At 37.8% G+C, this 20,775-nt stretch carries 16 protein-coding genes; 8 read left to right on the top strand and 8 right to left on the bottom strand.

Translation table 11 applies throughout. From position 1 onward, the window contains the following. Nucleotides 1-17 precede the first annotated feature (17 nt). Nucleotides 18-995, bottom strand: a complete 978-nt coding sequence (locus tag ACQV2X_RS00190; RefSeq protein WP_428874129.1) for a diaminopimelate dehydrogenase — start codon at nt 993-995, stop codon at nt 18-20. Between the two features lie 15 nt (nt 996-1,010). After that, entirely contained in the window at nt 1,011-2,030 is a 1,020-nt protein-coding gene (holA, locus tag ACQV2X_RS00185) for a DNA polymerase III subunit delta (RefSeq protein ID WP_428894141.1), read from the bottom strand. A 130-nt stretch (nt 2,031-2,160) separates the two neighbouring features. On the opposite strand from holA, the gene ACQV2X_RS00180 reads away from it, so the two are divergent. Continuing rightward, entirely contained in the window at nt 2,161-2,892 is a 732-nt protein-coding gene (locus ACQV2X_RS00180) for a gamma-glutamyl-gamma-aminobutyrate hydrolase family protein (protein ID WP_428874132.1), read from the top strand. A 50-nt stretch (nt 2,893-2,942) separates the two neighbouring features. Here the strand turns inward: ACQV2X_RS00180 and ACQV2X_RS00175 are convergent, their stop codons facing one another. Both ACQV2X_RS00175 and ACQV2X_RS00170 read right to left on the bottom strand, forming a co-directional pair. Then, complete coding sequence (locus tag ACQV2X_RS00175; RefSeq protein ID WP_428874133.1) at nt 2,943-4,154, bottom strand: FtsW/RodA/SpoVE family cell cycle protein; 1,212 nt, start codon at nt 4,152-4,154, stop codon at nt 2,943-2,945. 63 nt (nt 4,155-4,217) lie between these two features. Next, nucleotides 4,218-5,069, bottom strand: a complete 852-nt coding sequence (locus ACQV2X_RS00170; protein ID WP_428875498.1) for a YihY/virulence factor BrkB family protein — start codon at nt 5,067-5,069, stop codon at nt 4,218-4,220. 158 nt (nt 5,070-5,227) lie between these two features. Between ACQV2X_RS00170 and ACQV2X_RS00165 the strand changes: the two genes are divergently transcribed. Continuing rightward, on the top strand, nt 5,228-5,911 hold the full coding sequence (locus tag ACQV2X_RS00165; RefSeq protein ID WP_428874135.1) for a histidine phosphatase family protein: 684 nt from the start codon (nt 5,228-5,230) through the stop codon (nt 5,909-5,911). An 81-nt stretch (nt 5,912-5,992) separates the two neighbouring features. On the opposite strand, the gene ACQV2X_RS00160 is transcribed toward ACQV2X_RS00165, so the two are convergent. Next, complete coding sequence (locus tag ACQV2X_RS00160) at nt 5,993-7,738, bottom strand: ABC transporter ATP-binding protein (protein ID WP_428874137.1); 1,746 nt, start codon at nt 7,736-7,738, stop codon at nt 5,993-5,995. Beyond that, a complete protein-coding gene (locus ACQV2X_RS00155; protein ID WP_428874138.1) occupies nt 7,725-9,467 on the bottom strand; it encodes an ABC transporter ATP-binding protein in 1,743 nt (580 codons plus the stop codon). Before ACQV2X_RS00155 ends, ACQV2X_RS00160 begins: the two co-directional genes overlap by 14 nt. 333 nt (nt 9,468-9,800) lie before the next feature. Between ACQV2X_RS00155 and ACQV2X_RS00150 the strand changes: the two genes are divergently transcribed. After that, nucleotides 9,801-10,754: an NAD(P)-dependent oxidoreductase gene (locus ACQV2X_RS00150; protein ID WP_428876410.1), complete on the top strand. Its 954-nt coding sequence runs from the start codon at nt 9,801-9,803 to the stop codon at nt 10,752-10,754. A 71-nt stretch (nt 10,755-10,825) separates the two neighbouring features. On the opposite strand, the gene ACQV2X_RS00145 is transcribed toward ACQV2X_RS00150, so the two are convergent. Beyond that, complete coding sequence (locus ACQV2X_RS00145) at nt 10,826-13,720, bottom strand: insulinase family protein (RefSeq protein WP_428894140.1); 2,895 nt, start codon at nt 13,718-13,720, stop codon at nt 10,826-10,828. A gap of 122 nt (nt 13,721-13,842) precedes the next feature. Here ACQV2X_RS00145 and ACQV2X_RS00140 point away from each other — a divergent pair, with 122 nt between their 5' ends. Continuing rightward, nucleotides 13,843-14,184, top strand: a complete 342-nt coding sequence (locus ACQV2X_RS00140) for a phage holin family protein (RefSeq protein WP_428874141.1) — start codon at nt 13,843-13,845, stop codon at nt 14,182-14,184. A 73-nt stretch (nt 14,185-14,257) separates the two neighbouring features. Here ACQV2X_RS00140 and pdxS read toward each other — a convergent pair whose 3' ends face one another. Then, entirely contained in the window at nt 14,258-15,118 is an 861-nt protein-coding gene (gene pdxS, locus ACQV2X_RS00135; RefSeq protein WP_428874142.1) for a pyridoxal 5'-phosphate synthase lyase subunit PdxS, read from the bottom strand. A gap of 84 nt (nt 15,119-15,202) precedes the next feature. Between pdxS and ACQV2X_RS00130 the strand changes: the two genes are divergently transcribed. The 4 genes from ACQV2X_RS00130 to ACQV2X_RS00115 are packed head-to-tail and all read left to right on the top strand — an operon-like array spanning nt 15,203 to nt 20,576. Continuing rightward, the gene (locus ACQV2X_RS00130; protein ID WP_428875373.1) at nt 15,203-16,570 is read left to right on the top strand and encodes a PLP-dependent aminotransferase family protein; all 1,368 of its coding nucleotides are present in this window, start codon (nt 15,203-15,205) and stop codon (nt 16,568-16,570) included. Nucleotides 16,571-16,629: 59 nt separating this feature from the next. Then, on the top strand, nt 16,630-17,088 hold the full coding sequence (locus tag ACQV2X_RS00125) for a MarR family winged helix-turn-helix transcriptional regulator (protein WP_428874144.1): 459 nt from the start codon (nt 16,630-16,632) through the stop codon (nt 17,086-17,088). After that, nucleotides 17,081-18,844, top strand: coding sequence for an ABC transporter ATP-binding protein (locus tag ACQV2X_RS00120; protein WP_428891835.1), 1,764 nt, complete (start codon nt 17,081-17,083; stop codon nt 18,842-18,844). The genes ACQV2X_RS00125 and ACQV2X_RS00120 overlap by 8 nt, the downstream gene beginning before the upstream one ends. Next, on the top strand, nt 18,834-20,576 hold the full coding sequence (locus ACQV2X_RS00115) for an ABC transporter ATP-binding protein (RefSeq protein ID WP_428874146.1): 1,743 nt from the start codon (nt 18,834-18,836) through the stop codon (nt 20,574-20,576). Before ACQV2X_RS00120 ends, ACQV2X_RS00115 begins: the two co-directional genes overlap by 11 nt. The last annotated feature ends 199 nt before the right edge of the window (nt 20,577-20,775 follow it).

Genomic DNA, 20,775 nt, shown 5'->3' with positions numbered 1-20,775 from the left:
TTATGTTGAACTTCATTTTATAGATACTGATTAAGTAGTTCTTGTCGACTGTGCTTGCTTAAATAAGACACTGGAACATCTAATTGTGTTAAGGCTCCTGATTTTCCTTCACTAGCTAAACGGTAAACCGCTCTGGCATAAGCCAGCAGTAAATGGGCTTGATTAAATCGAGGGTGATTAAAACTTAAGCTCAAATCATAAGTAGTAAGCTCTTGATTGTCTGAAAGGGTCCGAATCAGCCGACCCGCTTTGGCTTCCTTTGAAAGCTTGGTCATCTGATCACTCGAAACAAAATTTATATTCCTTTCAACTTGAGAAAGATAATTAGGTAAGGCCTGTACTTGATCATGAATCCTGTCAGGATTCACTCCCTCTTCCAAAACTAGGTAAGCCACTCTTTCTTGATAGTCAGAAAAACGCAAATCAGCACCTTCCCCTTTTAAAATGGCTTGTATACTTTGAGGAGAGGCTTTGATATATACACTTGCTTGGGCTACTCCTTCTATGCCAGCCAGTGTTTCACTCATTTTTTGACTCCATTCATTTTCGATAAAACGATAATTAGTTGCTTGAGGCATCACAGCTTCTGCCAATAATTGATTGATTGTATAAATACCAGGATTCCACCCTACACCTATCACGGCTAATTTATGGTGAACCTGACTGATAGAATCGATCGATTTTAATAAAAGAGCTGGCTTAGCATAAAAATTATATGTATCCACTAAATTAAAATGAGCCGCATATTCCGTTAGATTATCAGGATTATCCTCAGTAGTACCCCTACAGACTAGCAAGACATCAATAGACTCTTTAAAGTTAAGTGCTTGTTCCATGGGATGAATAGGCAAAGACTGCAAGGCTTGTGGGAAGTCCTGCTTACTTTGCCGGCTAAAGATATGCTGGATAATTAAGTCTTGGTGTTGATCCATAACTTCCATAATAGCTTGACCCACTTGATCGAAACCTGCGATGGCTAAGCGAATTTTTTGCATAGGATCCTCCTTTAATTAAAGTTGCATGATTTTGGTCAGGATCAGATAGAAAGACGTATCCTTATTGCCCAAACCGGTTTTCATTTGGTAATCGGCTTGAATGAGTTGTAAATAAAGCTGACTAAGTTCTCCTATTTGCATGGGTCGACTGGCTTGAAGGGCTAATTTCACTCGATAAGGATGGACAGAGAGTGTTTGAGCCATTTCATCTTGCTTTATTCCTTGCATTTGTAAGAGTTTAACTTGTAAAAATAAGCGAAACTGCGAAACGATTAAGGCATGTAGTTGAATGGGATCGTGCTTCATTAATATTAAGTCTTGATAAATTTGAATCGAGCGATCAAGCTTGCGGGCTAGTATAGCATTGGTCAATTCAAAGACATCTGAAGCTAGGCTGCGTGTGACTAAAGAATTTACCACTTCCAGGGTAACCTTTTGACCACTTTGAGCAAATTGTTTCAACTTCTCCAATTCAGCCACTGCTTGACTCAATTGATAATCTACACGTTGTAACAAAGCCTTTTGGGCTTCTGTAGTCATCTCAAAATCAGCACTTTGAATATAACTTTGAATAAAGGACTGAACAGCCGCTTCTCCTAGAGGAGAAATATTAATATAAGTCGTCTCTTTCAGGAATGCCTTGGTTAATTTTCGCCTTTTATCCACTTGATCATGAGGGACGATAAAAAGAATACAAGTAGCGGGATTAGGATCCTTCAAATAATCCAACAAGCGCTTTGTTTGACCATCAGTCATTTTTTGTTGAGCTTGGCTGTTTAGAAAATCTACTTGGTCCACTATAATGAGGCGTTGGTCGACAAAAAACGAATAACTTTCTGCTTCATCTAAAACAGTGTCAATGGATACTTCATTAGCGTCAAAGCTAGAAAGGTCTAGTTCGCCGGCCAAATTTTCAATTTTTTGAGCCAGAGCTTGTCGAAAATTTTGTTGAAGATAGACTTCACTGCCTTGAAGACAGTAAACATTATCAATCTTACCCTGAACCAAAGCCTGTTTTGCCTTTTGAAAGTCCATAATGCCCCTCCTCATCCTCTCTCATTAGTGTACCAAATATTTTATGCTTTGTATGCTATAAAGCCTTTTAACTTGCAGGCACTTTCTTGTATAATAGGAATATCATTATAGTCGCAGAAAGGAATTTATTATGCAACCAATCATCGCAATTACTGGTAGTATTACACCCATTCAAAACGACCCTCGATATGCAGCCTTCGATGCTACTTACACCCCTCACTTTTTTGTAGAAGCTATTATTGAAGCGGGAGGGATTCCACTCGTTCTACCCATCAATAACCAATATCCAATTGAAGCCATTATTGACCGTATAGACGGTCTGATCCTAACTGGTGGACAAGATGTGGATCCACGTTTTTATCAAGAAGAACCTCATTTAAAATTAGGATCTTTAAATATCGACCGTGACCACCATGAATTAAAATTAATTAAACATTTTATGCAAGCTGGCAAGCCAATCCTTGGTATCTGTCGTGGTATGCAATTAATTAATGTTCTTCAAGGTGGGAACCTCTATCAAGACCTCAGCTTGTATCCAGAATGGGCTATTCAACACGTGCAAAAATCAGAATTAAACCGTATGACCCACCGGGTTAAAATTGATCCCAATTCACGTTTAAGTAATTGGATGGGAACTGGTGATTACGTCAACAGTCTTCACCATCAAGCCATTAAAGAGCTGGGTAAAGACTTAAAAGCCATTGCCTGGTCAGGTGACCATCTGGTTGAAGCCATTGAATCCACTGATCCAAATGTGGATATTTTAGCTGTCCAATGGCACCCTGAACTCACTTACAAACATCAAGAAAGCAGTCGAGCTATCTTTAAAGATTTGGTAGAACGGGCTAAAAATAAGCAGTAATTTTTAATTAATCAAACAAAAACGAATCCTGCATAGGATTCGTTTTTGTTTTAGTATTGCTTACGATCACCGTACATATAAGGGTCAGCTTCTGAGAACATATAGGATCGGTGATGGTAACGCATAGAGAGTATCAGACCCACTCCGACCATATTGGACAGTATGGCCGACCCCCCTTGAGAGATAAAGGGTAATGGTACTCCCGTAATTGGCAGTAAACCGATAGTCATGCCCACATTCTCTAGAACGTGGAAAAGAATCATGGTAATAACTCCTGCAGAAATATAAGTATAATACTCATTTTGAGTCTCAAAACAAGTTTGAACCATTTGATAAATCAAAACAAAATAAATCACCAGAATAATCGCCGCACCAAAAAAACCAAAATTTTCACCAATAGTCGTAAAAATAAAGTCTGATTCACGAACCGGAACTGGCACTTCGGAAATGCCAAAGCCCTTACCATAGAGTTGACCAGATCCAATCGCTAAGATCGATTGAACCAGTTGGTAAGATTCACCTCTGGTGTCTGAGAAGGGTTCTAACCAAGTAGTGATCCGGCCTAACTGATAAGGTTGGAAGCCGATTTTCAGTAAGGCATCTGGGAATAAGACGGCCAGTAAGATTAATCCCCCACCAACAATGAAAACAACTGAAAAAGCTGGAAATAAAATTTTCCATGAAACACCGGATAAAAGAATCAATCCAGCGATAATAGACAGCATGACCAAGTTAGTTCCCAAGTCATTTTGCATTTGCACTAATATTAATACAGGTGCGGAAGCCAATAAGAGTTTACCAATCAAGATAAAGTCGCTTTGAATCGTTCGATTAGTATTTTGATTATTGTGTTCGGTTACCAATCGTGACAGATAAACTATCAAGGCTGGTTTCATCAACTCTGAAGGTTGAAAAGATAAAGAACCTAATTTGAACCAAGATTTAGCTCCCGTCATGATTGCTGTTTGGCGATCATGGAAAAAAAGGACGAGCACCAGTAAAAACAGACCAATACCGTAAAAGTAAATGGATAATTTCCAATACTGTTCACTATCAAACTGCATAACGATAATAACGACCAGAGAACCTAAGGCGTACCACAAGGCTTGTTGTAAGGTCGGCCCGATTCCTTGGTTGGAAATCATTGCGGTAGTTGCATATACAACGGCTAAGCCCACTAAACATAACAACAAAACAGTTAAAACAATGCCATAATCAATTCGATTTTCTTGATAACTAGCAATTCTTCTATTTATTTGCATTAATATTTCTTCCTCCTTAAGGATAAGACTTAATCGATGGATTTGATAGATCGAATCATTTCATTAAAGTCTCTTATTAACTGCTTTAAAATCTAAAGTTAGAACATTTATAAAAGCGCCGATAAAAAATATGAGACAATTTAGATAAATCCAAAACATGATGACTAAAATTGCACCCAAGGCAGTGTTACTATTAAGTGATTGATTAAATTGAATAATGGTCCCAAATAATTTACCTAAAAGAGTAAACGTTAATACAGAGAATAAGGATCCGGGAATAGCTTTAGTATATTTTAATTGATGATGCGGTAAATAGGTATAAACAATCACTAGAAAAATAAAGAGGAAAAATAAAGACCCCCAACTTCCCCCTCTTAACCAAGTAAACAAAAAGCTCAAATCACTTCTTAAATACTGGTCAATCCAAGTCAGTAAATACTCACCGAAAGTAAAAATAAAAGTTGAAACTAAAATAACTAAGACGCTGACTAAGGTAAAAAGATAGGCAAATAAGCGTTGAATCAAAAAGTGTCTCTTACTCTTTACCCTATATATTTGATTGAGCACTCTTTGCAAGGCATTAAACACATTGGAAGCAGGCCATAAAGCTAAGACTAAACCAATTGGCACCCAGCTAGTAGAAGCTGTTTGATAATACTGTTGAATCATTGGGATTAAGGACTTAGCCACTTGTCCAGGCAAAGAAGTTCTCAAAAAGACAATGACTTCTTCATAAGAATAAGGTAAGAGCACAATCAAGTTGGAAAAGGCTAAGAGAATAGGAACAACGGCTAAGAGAATAAAGTAAGAAACTTCCGCCGCGTATGAGCCAAAAGAAAGCCCATCAAGCTGCTTTTTTATTTTGACAACTAAGCTTTTGATTTGGTCTTTAGACTTGGTATTTAACAACCCCATTTAGGCTACTCTCCCTTCTTATAACTTCTATAGATTACCATAATCATTGAGTAATTGCACTTGAATGTCTAAGCAAAATCGATAAATTCAATCGGATTGCTTAGACAATAATTGGCAATAAGGTTATAATTAAAGAGAATAAAGAACGGAGGGAATTTATGTCTAACGGTGTTACTTTTTACTTTATGCGGCACGGTGAAACGATATTTAATCACAATGGTCAAGTGCAAGGTTGGTCCGATGCCCCCCTAACTGCTAAAGGAATTGAGCAAGCAAGAGCTTCTGGTCGTGGCATTGCAGATATCCATTTTGATGCGGTTTATTCCAGCGATTTACACAGAACGCAAGAAACTCTCCGCTATGTTCTGGATGAAAACCATCACAAAGACCACTACGAAATCCAATTAATGAAGGAATTACGGGAAGTCTTCTTTGGTTCATTTGAAGGTCAACCTGCTTCCAATCTGTATGATGCAGTGGATGAGCATTTATTGGCCGGTGGTATTGACGTAAAAAAAATGGATAAACCAATTGAAATGCCTAAATTTCTAAAGCTAGTAAAACATTTAGACCCTGAACATTGGGCTGAAAATTATGTTGAATTTTGGGATCGGATTGAATCAGGACTTTTAATTCTATTAAATAAGCATGCGGGAACTAATCAAAAAATATTGATTATGAGCCATGGCATGGCCATTAGCAATCTAATTCACGGTTTAGTAGCAGATTTCGAGAGTGGACAACCCCTATCTAATTGTTCCCTATCCATTGTTGAATATCGTGACGGACAATTTCGTTTAAACGCCTTTAATCAAACTGAGCATTTTATCTACGATAAATAAGTCAGCCATTTTATAAATTAATCCTAAGCAATAAAAACACCGGGGCATTTACCCGGTGTTTTTTGCTTGAGAATTTAGAAACTAGGAAACCTTAGCCTGCATCCGATACATTTCGGCATACTGTCCATTTAAAGCCATCAATTCATGATGGTTGCCTTTTTCTTTGATTTCGCCATTATCCATCAAAATAATTTGATCGGCATGCTGAATAGTCGATAGGCGGTGCGCAATGATAAAAGTTGTCCGACCTTTTTGTAGAACTTTCATGGCTGCTTGAATGATCGTTTCAGTCTCAGTGTCAATATGTGAAGTTGCTTCGTCTAAAATTAAAATCTTAGGATCGGCAGCCAGGGTACGCGCAAAGGAAATTAACTGCCGTTCCCCTGAAGAAAGGGATTGACCTTTTTCAACCACTACTTCATCGATCCCCTTTTCTAATTTAGCCATCATTTCTTTGGCCCCAACTTGTTCGATAGCCTGCATGATCTTTTCTTGGCTGATCTCCGGATCATTCATAGAGATATTACTAGCAATGGTTCCTGAGAAAAGGTAGGGCTCTTGTAGGACGATGCCCATATCGGCTCGAACACTCTCACGCGAAAAGTCTTGAATATCCTGGCCGTCAATCAAAATCGTTCCATCTTGTGGATCATAGAAACGGAAAATTAAATTAATTATCGAAGATTTTCCTGAACCGGTATGACCGACTAAACCAATTGTCTGACCAGGTTCAACTTCAAAATTAATATTTTTTAAGACTTTTTGATCGCCTTTATAGGCAAAGTTCACATTTTGAAAGCTAACACGCCCCTCACCCATTTCAAAGACTGCTGCTTGATCTTTTTCACTGGGGTGATCCATCAAGGAAAAGACCCTAGAGCCTGAAACTAAAGATTGTTGCAACATAGTCATTAAACGCACAATTTGTGTAATCGGATCAAAAAGGCGCGATACATAATTAATTAACACATATAATTTACCGACAGAAATACCTAAGATGCCCTCTAAGTATTGAGTTCCTAAATAGGTCACTACCAATAAAATACCCATATTTTTTAATAAATCAGCCAAGGACCAAGAGAGTCTAGAATCAATCTTTTGGGATTGGAGTCTTGATTGATACCATTCTTCATTGGTTGCTTCAAATTCATCATTGAGCATTTCTTCTTGTCCAAAGGCTTGAACAATTGTTACCCCTTGAATAATCTCAGCCGTTTTGCTGTTTAATTCAGAGATACTTTCACGCCATTTAGTATTGACTGGCGCAATTTTACGCATATAAATAACTTGCCAAACGATAAAAAGTGGGATGAATAAAAGAAAGGCTAAACCAATTTTTAAATTGACGTAGAGTAAGGCGGCATAAATACCAATGACCGTCATTAAGTTAATCAACATACGGTTACAAAAGTTTTGATAAAAGGACTGACGCAAAACTTCCGTGTCATTGACAATTCGAGCCGCAATTTTTCCAGCCGGTTTATCATCAAAGTATGAAACCGGTAGGGTTTGCATATGCTGATGGGCTTGATCCCTCACCTTTTTACTCAACTGATTGGCCACAAAAGCCATTAAAATATATGCAGAGTAAGAAAGGACTGCCGAAGAAACCAAAATCAAGACATAGCGAATGAAGAAGCTAATTACCTTGCCTTGTTCAATGATTTGATTATTACTGACTTGATTGGCTGCATAATCAATTAAATCTTTAGCTAATAAAGGAGCATAAACAGAAAGGCCGACCGAAGCAATTAGGAAGAAAACACCTAATAAAAATTTCCATTTAGCATACTTCAAATAGGATAATAAACGTTTAAAAGTTTCCATTTTCGCCCTCCTCCATTAGTTGATTACGATACTGTTGGTAATACCAACCTTTAGTTTTTAATAGTTCTTCAGGTTTTCCTCTTTCAATGATGCGCCCATCTTCTAAGACTAAAACTAAGTCTGCATGCGAAACAGCTGAAAGACGATGGGTAATGATAATATTGGTTTTATCTTGACGTGCTGCTTGAATATTTTTAATGATAGCCGTTTCGGTTTTAGCATCTACTGCAGACAAGGAGTCATCCATAATTAAAAGCTCCGGCTTACGAATTAAAGCACGGGCAATCGCAATTCTTTGTTTTTGTCCACCTGAAATGGCTACCCCTTTTTCACCGATTAAGGTTTCTAAGCCCTTATTCATATGGGCCATATCCTTAGTAAAATCAGCTGCTTCAATGGCCTCGTTCAGCTCCGCTTCTGTCGCATCAGACTTTCCAAAAAGAATATTGTCTTTGACTGAGCGAGAGAAAAGCACATGGTCTTGAGGAACATAACCAATCAAACTAGCTAATTGTTCAAAATGATAATCAGCAATCGGATGGCCGTTAATCTTTAAGGATTCAGGATCTTCAACAGGATACTGGCGTAAGAGTTGTCGCACTAAGGTCGACTTACCTGAACCGGTTTTGCCAACAATTCCTAAAGTTTGACCCGCCTTTAAAGAAAAATTGATGGCTTGAATAACTGGCTCTTGATCATCAGGATAGGCAAACTGAAAATCTTTGAAATCAATTTGTTCAATCTGACTAATCGATCGGTCGCCTTCTTTGCCAAAGAGATCATCAGCCTCTTCGATTTCTTGAATCTTACGGTGTGAAACTTGACCCTGTTGATAGATCGCAATCAAATCAGACATCCCCCAAATCACTTCATTAAACATACCGAGATAAATTTGGAAGGTAATCAATTGACCAATTGATAATTGGCCTTGGTTGACGTAGTATGCCCCTAAGGCCAGACCAATCCCTGTGGAAAGGCCAGAAAAGATACGAGCAGAAGGTCCAAAAAAACCAAATAAGAAGTTCATCACATTGGTTTGTTTGACAACATCTTTGGTTCTTTCTTGAAAACGCACCTGCTCTAAGTCTTTCTTTCCATAGGCTCGGATTACGCGTACCCCATCAACTGTTTCAAGCACTTCGTTAGACAATTTAGCTACCGCATCGCGGCTGGCTTCATAGCGTTTATCGGCTTCTTGTCCTAGGAAATGAATGATCACCCCAAAAAGAATTAAAGGAATAATTGATATTAAGGTCAATTTCCAGGAAATAGTAATAAACATGACTAAAAGAATTGAAACCAGCCAAGATCCATCTGAAATGATAATTAGAAAACCATAAGCTAATGTTTCCCCCAAACGATCTATATCTGAAGTCATCCGCGTCATTAAATCACCCGAGCGGTAATTTTCATAAAAAGGTAATTTTAAATAAGTGAGTCGGCGAAATAATTTTTGACGGACTTGCTTGGTGAAAAGTGATGAACGACCAAAAAGAATCACCAACCAAGAAGCCTCTACGATATAATTTGATACAGCCGCTACTGAGAAAACGGCTAAATAAAAAATTAAAGTCTTTGAATCTAAAGATTTTTTGACAATGGCATCAATGAATAATTGAATAATATAATTGGGAACGATAGCTAATAAGCCTGATAAAATGGCTAGTAGGCCGCCAATGAAATAAGCCATTTTATGTTCCTTAATAAATTGATATAATGCTGCTAACATCTCTCTCCTTCTTCCTAGATCCTTTCATAATAAGTAAGCATAAAAGACACCTATTTAAGGTGCTCCTTAAATAGGTGTCTTTTTGCATAATGACAGACTCCTAGATCAATTAGCTAGTGAGTCTTCCTATTTATTATGAAAGGAGTTTTTGTGATAATTAAATGAAAGACAAATAAGTTCATAGTGTTCATTGTTTTAACTCCTTTCTAAATTTAATGAATCTATTGTATACCTTTTCATATAATCTGTAAACACTGATTTCATTTTATTTGCAATTAATTGTCAATAGCGTATCGTATAATTAGAGTTACTATTTAATTAGGAGGTTTATTTATGAAAATTGTTGTTCTAGAAAACTTAAAAGTCCCCCAAGAACGGATTGAAGAACTGGCAAAACCTTTAATAGAAGCAGGCCATGAATTTAAATATTATCCTGAAAAAACGACAGACCCAGACGAAATGATTAAACGCTGTCAGGGAGCAGATATAATAACTTTGGCAAACAATCCTTTTCCCGAAGAAGTCTTAGATCAATTAGACATGGTGAAATATATTAATGTGGCTTTTACTGGCGTCGACCATATTCCTTTAATCAAAGCCAAAGATCGCGACATTTTAGTTTCGAATGCCGCTGGCTATGCCAATACAGCCGTCGCTGAATTAGTCCTAGGGATGACGCTTAATTTATTCCGTCAACTCAAGGCTAGCGACCAAGAAGTAAGAATGACCGAAGACTTTCCTGGTATTCGGCAAGGCTCTGAAATTAAAGGCAAGACGGTAGGAATTATTGGAACTGGAAAAATTGGTAAAGAAACGGCTAAATTATTCAAGGCCTTTGGCGCTAACTTAATGGGATTCAATCGCAGTCGTGATCAGGAATTAATCAATATGGGAATGGATTACTCCTCCTTAGAAGAATTACTAGCTAAGAGTGATATCATCACTATCCACCTTCCACTTAACCGCGAAACCCAGCAATTCTTTGGAAAAGATCAATTACAAGCTATGAAAAAATCAGCCGTTTTGATTAATTGCGCTCGCGGTCCAATCATTGATAGTGATGCCCTAGCCCAAGCCTTAAAGGATGGAGAGATTGCTGGAGCCGGAATTGATGTCTTTGATAGCGAGGCACCTCTTCGTGAAGACCACCCGCTGCTAACCGCACCAAACATCCTACTGTCTCCTCATGTTGGTTACTTTACCCATGAAGCGATGGATTTAAGAGCTCAAATCGCTTTTGAAAACATCTATCGTTATCTTGAAAATCAACCACAAAACTTAGTTTAATACTCCTTATAAAAAAGCACCCTAAAAAAATAGGATGCTTTTTCTCTTTCAATTTGAACCAGTTAAATAGCTTAGTATAATTCATAGATTACATCGAATAAGTCTTTATCTTTTTCAATTTTCGCCTTATTACCAATAACTGCTAGAGTGTAATCTTGAAGTGCGTTTTCTAATCCATCTGCTAAGTCATTTAGTTGCTCATTCGTTACAGCAATCATCTCTTCTTTTAACTGACTAATCATTCGATAATCTAAGCCAGTTAAATGCAAGGTGAAGGCTTCTACTCCTTTTTCGTGTGCTGATTTAGGACGTTCTAATGGTGAAAGACTGCCAATGATATTCTTAAGTAGCTCGCTTTCTGAAAGCTCTAATTGGCGCACATAAGCAGGAATCGCTAAATAACTTTCTACTGATTGGCGGATATTAGGATCACGATAGGACATCATATATAAAGAACCTAACCGATCATGACCATAACCAGAACCGTAGGCTCCACCTTGTACACGAATGGTATTCCAAAGATAGCCTAAATTCAATTCATTGCTCAGGACCTTAGAAGCACCTGAATACTGTAGGTGGTCACTAGCATCAGCCGCAAGACCAACATAGTTGACATCTTGAGCGGTGACAAAGGCTTCATTTTGTTTCTTGCCACTTGGATAAGTTTGCAAAGGTCCTAAATCTTTTGATGGAAGCTGATTAAACGCTTTAAGCACCTTATTTTTAACCAAACTTGCTCGCTCTTGATTACCGGTATATAAAATGTTTAGACGGTTAAAGTTAAGAATTTTTTGATAGCTAGTCTTTAATTGGTCTAATAATCGATCGCCTTTTCCTTCTTTGAGTAAGTCACGGCATTCTTTTAAATAATTAAAGAAATCAATGCCTGAAGTCATTTGTTCTAATTTAAGAGCTGGCTTATACTGGCTCAGTGCGCGTTTAAGGGCTAAAACATGAGCCCCAAAGTTTATACGGTTTTCAAAACCGGCAATTAATTCTTGGATGATGCGTAAGATTTCTTGCTGATCTTCAATCAAGGTCGAAGTCATAATTTCTTGCATTAAGTCGATCAAATGATCGGATGAAGCTTCCAGTGCTTTTCCATTTAAGGCAAAATAGGTTTGAATACTACCGTCTAATTTGGGAACGATATCTACTGAGGCTAAGATGCCACCGGTGTGGGTATCCATTTGCTGTTGTAATTGATCAGAAGAATAGTTTTTTGTAGCAAGGCCTGACATCAACTTGGCTAATAATGAAAGGCGTGAGTATTCTTCGACTTCAAGATCACGAATATCCCAATAAAGCGATAAGTAATCAATGCCTGAGGTGAATTGGTCTGCATGATAAAACTTACCTTGACTCTTTTCAAGCGGATTAATTGTCAAAGGTAATTCTTCTGTTTCTGTTGTTAAGTCTTCCTTAGTTAACATAGGGATTTTAGCTAAATCTTCTGATTTATCGACCGATACTTGACGTTCAATTAAGGCTTGAGTGGAAGCTACCAAATCTTCTACCTCTTGTTGAGAGAGTTGAGACTTGTATGCTTGTAGTTCTTGATCTTGCTTGGCTTCTTTTTGATCACTTAGTCCTGGACTTGCCTCAAGCGTGATTGCCACACGGTGGTTATTGTTTAACAATTTTTCTTCAATTAATTTTTCAAAGTAGCCCTCTTTGGCAAGCTTTCGCAATTCTGTTAACCTCTCAGAGAAGGAAAGAATGTCAAAAGGTGAAAAGTCGTACAACCAGGTTTGGTAAGCCGATAAGGTATAAAAAAGGCCGCGAGGACGTGATTCTGAAATGACTCTTTCTTTCAAACGGAAGCTAATTTTATTAATGGAAGCTTGAATAATTGCTGGATCAATTCCTTCATCAACCAATTTAGCTAAGGTTTCTTTAACAACCTTTTTAAAGTCCTCCATCTTATTAGCAGACGAGTACTTAGCTAGAATCATAAAAACTTCAGTATAACCAGGTAAATCATGCCCTCCACTGATGTCGCCACCTATTTCCGCATCAAGGAGTGCTTTCTTCAAAGGAGACTGGTTATTACCGAATAAAATTTCTTCCAAAATTTCAAAGGCCATGGCTTCTAGTAATCTGTCAGCAGTCGAAACATGCCAAGCTAAACATAGATAGTCTTTGTCAGCTGGGTCATCTCCTTCAGTGATCGAATAGTGTTTATTTATTTCTTTTTGGCTTGGCTCTTGGATATTAAATTTTAAATCTACAGCTGGTGTTTTGCCTTTTCCTGAAAAGTATTCTTCTAACCTCTCAAAAGCATGGTTGATATCTAAGTCACCATAAAGAACGGTTAATGAATTGCTTGGATGGTAATATTCTTGATGGTAGTCCACAAATTCTTTTTGGGTTAAATCTGTAATAGCTGATGGTAGACCACCTGATTCATATTGATAAATAGAGTCTGGATATAAGGATTGACTCATGGCATGATACATTTGATCATCCGGTGAAGCCATCGCCCCTTTCATTTCATTATAGACGACCCCTTTATAAATCAGCTCATCCTCAGCCTTTTCTAAATGATAATGCCAACCCTCTTGCGCTAAAATTTGAGGATTTTGACGTAAATTCGGTTCGAAAACGGCATCTAAATAAACGCTCATCAAGTTGCTAAAGTCTTGGTCATTCGTTGAAGCGACAGGATAAATGGTTTTATCGGCAAAAGTCATAGCGTTTACAAAGGTATTCATCGATCCTTTGATAATCTCTACGAAAGGTTCTTTAGACGGATATTTTTTAGACCCATTGAGAACTGAATGTTCGATAATATGCGTAATTCCATTGTCACTATATGGCGGTGTTTTAAAGCCAATGGTGAAAGATTTATTCTTATCTTCATTTTCGAGATATAGAACTTGAGCCCCCGTTTCTTCATGGACATATAAATGTCCCACCGAGTGAATATCTGGAATGTTTTGACTTTCTATTTTGTTAAATGTCATTATATGACCTCCTAATTAATTGTTTACTTTCTCATTATGGCATAATTGTAAGCCCTTTAAAAGAATTTAGAAGTATTTAGAAGCGATAATTTCTGCTATAATATTATAAAAGGAGTGATTGAATGAAAAATATTTTAACAACAACTTTAGTGGTTCTTGTTTTAAGTTACATAATCCCTGGGATTGTTGTCACTAGTTTATTGTCTGTCATTATTTTTTCTATTTTATTGGGATTAGTAAGTGGAACTCTAGGACGTTTATTAAAGTTTGCAGGCTGTGCCATTAATTTACTGACCTTTGGTTTCTTCAACCTTGCTATTAATGCTTTTATGATTCAATTAGTAGACAGTATGTTGGATGGTATTCAAGTTGAAAACTTCTGGTACGCAGCTTTACTGTCAATCGTTATTAGCCTCTTCTCTACTTTCAATCAGAACGAAGATATAAAACACAATAGAATCTAGTTCCATTTTAAAAACAAAAAGACAAGGTTTGCCATGGCAGACCTTGTCTTTTTTGAAGCATGTATCTTTTCGATTAGTTACCGCGATTAGCCATAATCACTTCGACTTCATCTGGGTTCAAGCCGACCATGGCTTCACCCAAATCTTCTGACACTTCAGCGATGACTTTAGGATCTTGATAATTTTCAACAGCTCGAACAATTGCTTTGGCTCTTTTTTCAGGGTTACCTGATTTGAAAATACCAGACCCAACAAAGACCCCTTGAGCACCTAATTGCATCATTAAAGCTGCATCGGCAGGAGTCGCTACCCCACCAGCAGAAAAGTTAACTACTGGTAATTCACCCGTTTCATGCACTTTTTTAAGTAAATCATAAGGTACCTTTAAGTCACGGGCTTCGACATATAGTTCATCTTCATCCATGGCTTGAATACGTTTAATGCCCGCTTGGATCGACCGCATATGGGTCACAGCTTGAACCACATCTCCTGTTCCCGCTTCTCCTTTGGTCCGAATCATGGAAGCTCCTTCTTGAATACGACGGAGAGCTTCGCCAATATTTCTAGCTCCACATACAAAAGGTATTTGGAAATTTGTCTTATTTATATGATGGTCATTATCAGCTGGTGATAAAACTTCAGATTCATCAATAAAATCAACGTCAATAGCTTGTAAGATTTGCGCTTCGACAAAATGACCAATACGCACTTTAGCCATAACCGGGATAGAAACAGCTTCTTGAATCGACTTGATTAAGGCTGGATCGGACATCCGGCTAACGCCACCTGCTTGACGAATATCTGCTGGAATACGTTCTAGAGCCATAACAGCCACTGCACCCGCCGCTTCAGCAATTTTAGCTTGCTCTGGATTCATAACATCCATAATCACGCCACCGACAAAAGTTTTTGGATCAATAATTTCTTTAGACATAAAATCATTCCCTTCTATAGCTATATGATAAAAGATTTTGGTACTATATAAAGTACCAAAACAAAAGAATGTGAGGGTACCAGATTGTTATACTTACAATTATATAATGAAATCAAACAAAGAATCCTACAAGGTCAATTAAATCCCGGTGAAAAGCTAGCTAGTAAAAGACAAATGGCTAAAGACCGTGGGGTCAGCCTTAATACTATAACAGCTAGTTTGGATCAGTTAGCTGCAGAAGGCTATATTGAAGCTATTCAGCGAAAGGGATATTTCGTTCTCAGCCAAAAGTTAAGTTTAAAAGAACCCAATCAATGGCAGCTAAGTGAAATAGAAGCAGAAAGTCAGCCAGCTATTGATTGGCGTTACAAGGGAGTGGATCCTGAATTTCCAGTAGCCACTTGGAAAAAAATTACTATGGAGTGTCTCAATCAAGATGCAAGATATTTGACTGAAAAAGGCTCTAAACTCGGTGAACATCATTTACGTGAAACGATCGCTACCTACTTATGGAATGCCAAAGGAATTAAGGCTTCTCCTAGTCACATTATTATTGGCTCCTCAACTGAAAACTTACTTTTACTCTTAGTTAAATTGATTGGTAAGGCTAAAATCGGTGTTGAAGATCCTGGTTTTCATCGTTGGGGTGATTTTTTAAAAGCCAATCAAATTGAACAGATACCGATTGAATTAGATCAAGAAGGTGCAAATCCTAGTCCCACTGATAAAAAAGAAATGGACTTACTCTATGTTACCCCCTCTTACCAGTTTCCGACGGGCTCGATTATGACAATCGGACGCAAACAAGAATTATTAGAGTGGGCCAATCAAGACGATAAATGGATAATTGAAGATGAATACAATGGTGAATTTCGCTATCAAGGTAAGCCTATTCCCCCTTTAAAGGCGATCGACTCACATGACCATGTTATCTACTTACAGTCTTTTTCATCATTAATTAGTCCCGCTTTAAGAATATCTTTTATACTTTTACCAGACTCGCTCTTACAAAAATTTAAAGAATACCCTTATTATTTTTCTTGTCCCGTTCCACGATTGACCCAAAATGTCTTAGCACAATTCATGGCTGGTGGACATTTTACGCGTCATGTTAACCGCATGCGACGAAAATATGCTAAGAAAAGACAATTATTAGAAGAATGGGCTAAAAACTTCGATAATCTCAAAATTGTTGGTACAAACGCGGGGCTCCACCTATTATTGGAAATTCACGCTACTACTCTTAGTGAAAGTAAAATTGTTGAGATAGCAAAAAAAAGCAGCATGGCTCTATCCCCTTTAGCAGACTATGAATTAAATAAAAAAAGAAGACCCGCTAGTTTAGTAGTTGGATATGCTAGAGCTGATTTTAATGAATTAGAAGCCGGAATGAAGCTTTTGGAGGAAATATTAAATCTTAAAAAGAGAGAGCTTTCAGATCATAATGATTGACATTGGAAAGGATTGCTTTAAAATAGTTCTCATGGTAACTAATATGAAAGGAGACTTCCATGCTCTATCATTTAAAACATACAATCCACCAGGCCGAACAACTTAAAATGCGTTATGCAAATGATTATGATATACAACATTTAGACGGTCCACAAGGACACACTATTATGTACCTATACTGCCATCAAGACTCAGACGTTTTTCAAAAGGATATTGAAGACCACTTAAACATTTCTAAATCTGTGGCCAGCCATTTAATTCAACGGATGAAACGTAATGGTTTTATTGAAACTTTTCCCTATGCGGAAGATAAACGTCATAAAGTCATACAATTAACAAAATTAGGTCTTGAAAAATCGAGTAAAATTGAAGCGTTTATTATCATGATCAAACAAACCCTTCTGAATGGAATCTCACAAGAAGAAATTAATTGCTTGCATAAAATTTTTCTACGAATAGACCAAAATATTATAAGGGCCAATAAATTATTGGATCAAAAGGAGGATACTCATGCTTAAAATATTTAAAAGACTAACCGCTAAACAAGTAGCCACGATGATAACTGCTATTATCTTAATCATTGCTAGCGTTTGGATTGAATTGCAAGTACCTGGCTATATGTCAGAAATTACACAAAGACTGCAAAATCCGGGAGTAGCTGTTTCAGATCTCTATCATCCAGGATCTAAGATGGTTGGTCTATCGATTATTGGTCTCGTCTTATCGCTGATAGTTGTCTTCCTATCAGCACGAGTGGCAGCTAGTTTTGCCTCGGGATTGAGACGTGACGTTTTTGATTCTGTTATGGATTACTCAACAAAAGAATTGCAAGATTTCTCCATTCCTAGCTTATTAACGCGAACAACCAATGACATCGTTCAAATTCAAGTCTTCTTGGCTATGGGCCTACAAATTATTGTTAGAGGACCGATGATGGCTATTTTAGCTGTTGGTAAAATTTCTACAAAAAATGTGGAATGGATGTGGGTAACCTTTACTGCTGTTGGCTTAATGTTAACAACCATTATTATCCTCTTATCCATCGTTTTACCTAGACAAAAGCTAGTCCAAAGCTTAACCGACCGCTTGAACCGTATCATGCGAGAAACCCTATCCGGTATGCGCGTAATTCGTGCTTATAATGCGGAAGACTATCAAACCGAAAAATTCTCAGACGCTAACCAAGAACTAACCGGTTTAAACTTAGTCATTTACCGAACAATGAGTTTTATGAACCCTCTAATGATGCTTGTTTCTAACGGTTTGACTTTAGGAGTTTATTGGGTAGGCGCCTATTTGATTGCAGCTGCTGCCTTTCAAGAAAAAATCGTTCTTTTTTCAGATATGATTGTCTTTTCATCTTATGCCATGCAAGTAGTGATTGGTTTTATGATGATGACTATGATCTTCATTATAACGCCTCGTACCATGGTTTCTGCTAAAAGAGTCGGTGAAGTACTAGATACTAAATCGAGTCTCATCTATCCAGAAAAGGCCCCACAAGAAAAAGATAAAGGGTCGCTGGTATTCCAAGATGTTAGCTTTACTTATCCAGGTGCTTCTAAGCCTGTACTTAAGGATATATCCTTTGAAGCAAAAGCTGGTCAAACCCTCGCTTTTATCGGGTCAACTGGATCTGGTAAATCCACCTTGATCAACTTGATTCCACGTTTATTCGATACCACTGAAGGAGAAATTTTGATTAATGGCAATTCGATCAAAGACTATCCTCGTGAACGCCTAAACGAAATTATTGGCTATGTCCCCCAAAGGTCTGTCTTATTTTCAGGAAGCATTGAATCTAATATTGCTTTTGGCGATTCCAGCCAAAGCCCACTCAGTGAAGCCGAAATATGGGAGGCCATCGATATCGCCCAAGCAAAAGATTTCGTCACTGAAAAAGAAGAACAATTACAAAGTTATGTGGCTCAAGACGGTACCAACTTCTCAGGTGGGCAAAAGCAACGTTTAGCCATCGCCCGAGCTATCGGTCGAAAACCGCAAATTCTTATCTTTGATGATTCCTTCTCAGCCCTTGACTATCAAACCGATCGTAAATTGCGCCACATTCTAGCTGAAAAAACCAAAGAAATGACTAAAGTCATTGTCGGTCAAAGAATTTCAACCATCATGGATGCTGATTTGATTATGGTCATAGAAAAGGGACGAATTGTTGGTAAAGGAACCCACCAAGAATTATTAACATCCAACAAAATCTATCAAGAAATCGCTTATTCACAATTAAACAAGGAGGAACTTGACAATGGAAAATAAAGATAAAACTGTTACTTTAAGAACCTATAGCAAGGGCTTCCGTCTAATTTTTGCATTGGCTCTTCTTTTCTCAATAGCTGGTTCTTATATTTCAGTAATCGGACCGGATCGAATTCGCCAAATTACCGACTTAATTGCTCAAGGCATGATGAATGAAATGAATTTAGAAAAGATCAGTCAACAAGCCACTTATTTAGCTATGTTATTTGCTTTGGGGGCTGTTGCCAACTACGGTGCTTCCTTTATCATGGCAACTATCTCACAACGTTTAACGCAAAATTTGCGTGAAGGGATTGGTCACAAGGTCAACCGCATGCCTCTTAATTATTTTGACCAACATTCGCAAGGCGATACCCTGTCACGAGTGACCAATGACTTAGACACTTTAGGGCAAACACTCAACCAAAGTATGTCTACCCTTGTTTCTGCTACCACTATGTTAATCGGAACACTTATTATGATGTTTCGCACAGATGTTACTTTGACCTTTGTTTCTATCGCAACCGTTGTAGTTGGTTTTGGAATCACTATTTTTCTAATGATAAAATCCAGGAGCTTTTTTAAGCAACAACAAAACCACTTAGCCGACATTAACGGCCATATAGAAGAAATGTATACTGGCCATGCTATTGTACGTTCATATAATGCCATCGAATTCGCCAAGGAAACCTTTCGGACGATTAATGAAGATTTAGAAAGTAGCATTTGGAAAGCCCAATTTCTCTCAGGTATTGCCATGCCTTTAATGATTTTTATTGGTAACTTTGGTTATGTATTGGTGTGTATCTTCGGTGCAGCCTTAGTAATCGAAGGTCAGATAACGATTGGAGTCATTGTCGCCTTTATGATGTATATTCGGATGTTCTCTCGGCCGATTCAACAGTTGGCTCAATCCAGCCAAGCTTTAGCTCAGGCTCGCGCTGCTATGGCTCGTGTGTTTGATTTTCTTAATGAAGCAGAATTAGAAGATGAAAACCATAAGACGCGTCAATTAGAAGACGTTAAGGGTTTAATTGAATTCGACCATGTTCATTTTGGCTACGATCCTGAAGAAATGATTATTCACGACTTCTCTGCCTATGCCAAGCCAGGCAAAAAGATTGCCATTGTTGGGCCAACCGGTGCGGGGAAAACCACAATTGTGAACTTATTAATGCGCTTTTATGAAATTGATAGGGGTGAGATTCGTCTAGACGGTAAAAATATCCAAAAAATGAAACGTAGTGAAATTCATGATTACTTCTCTATGGTTTTACAAGATACTTGGCTATTTGAAGGAAGCATTCGTGAAAACTTACTCTTTAATAAAAAAGATGTGGGAGAAGCTGAAATGATTGCGGCTTGTCAAGCTGTCGGCATTGACCATTTTATTAATACCCTCCCCCATACTTATGACACTATCTTAGATGAAAAAGTTACCCTATCAGTTGGGCAAAAACAATTACTAACCATTGCCCGTGCGCTCATTAAGGACGCGCCATTATTAATTCTAGATGAGGCAACATCTTCAGTAGATACACGAACAGAAGTGCTTATCCAAGAAGCCATGGATAAATTAACTGAGGGTCGAACTTCCTTTATCATTGCCCACCGCTTATCAACTATTCGTAATGCTGATTTAATCTTAGTCCTAAAAGATGGTAATATCATCGAACAAGGTAACCATGACCAATTAATTCAAGCACAAGGATTCTACGCCGACCTCTATAATAGTCAGTTTGAAGCTGCCTAATCTAGGTTTACTCACACAAAAGCTCGCCCTAGCAGGCGAGCTTTTTAGCTATTGGCTCACTTGTCGTCTAAATTCAAAGTGATAGTATTGATAGTGACAATGATAGTTCAAGACAGCCCCTACAGCAGCTGATAAGCTGAAGTCGATAGAAAGCTAGATTCCAACTGCATGATGGTCAGGATGCTTTGAAGAAGGATCC

The organism is Facklamia sp. P12945, from assembly GCF_050409485.1.
Classification (GTDB): Bacteria; Bacillota; Bacilli; order Lactobacillales; family Aerococcaceae; genus Facklamia.
The sequence above is the reverse complement of the archived record's forward strand: the minus strand, read 5'-3'. Positions and strand labels throughout refer to the sequence as shown.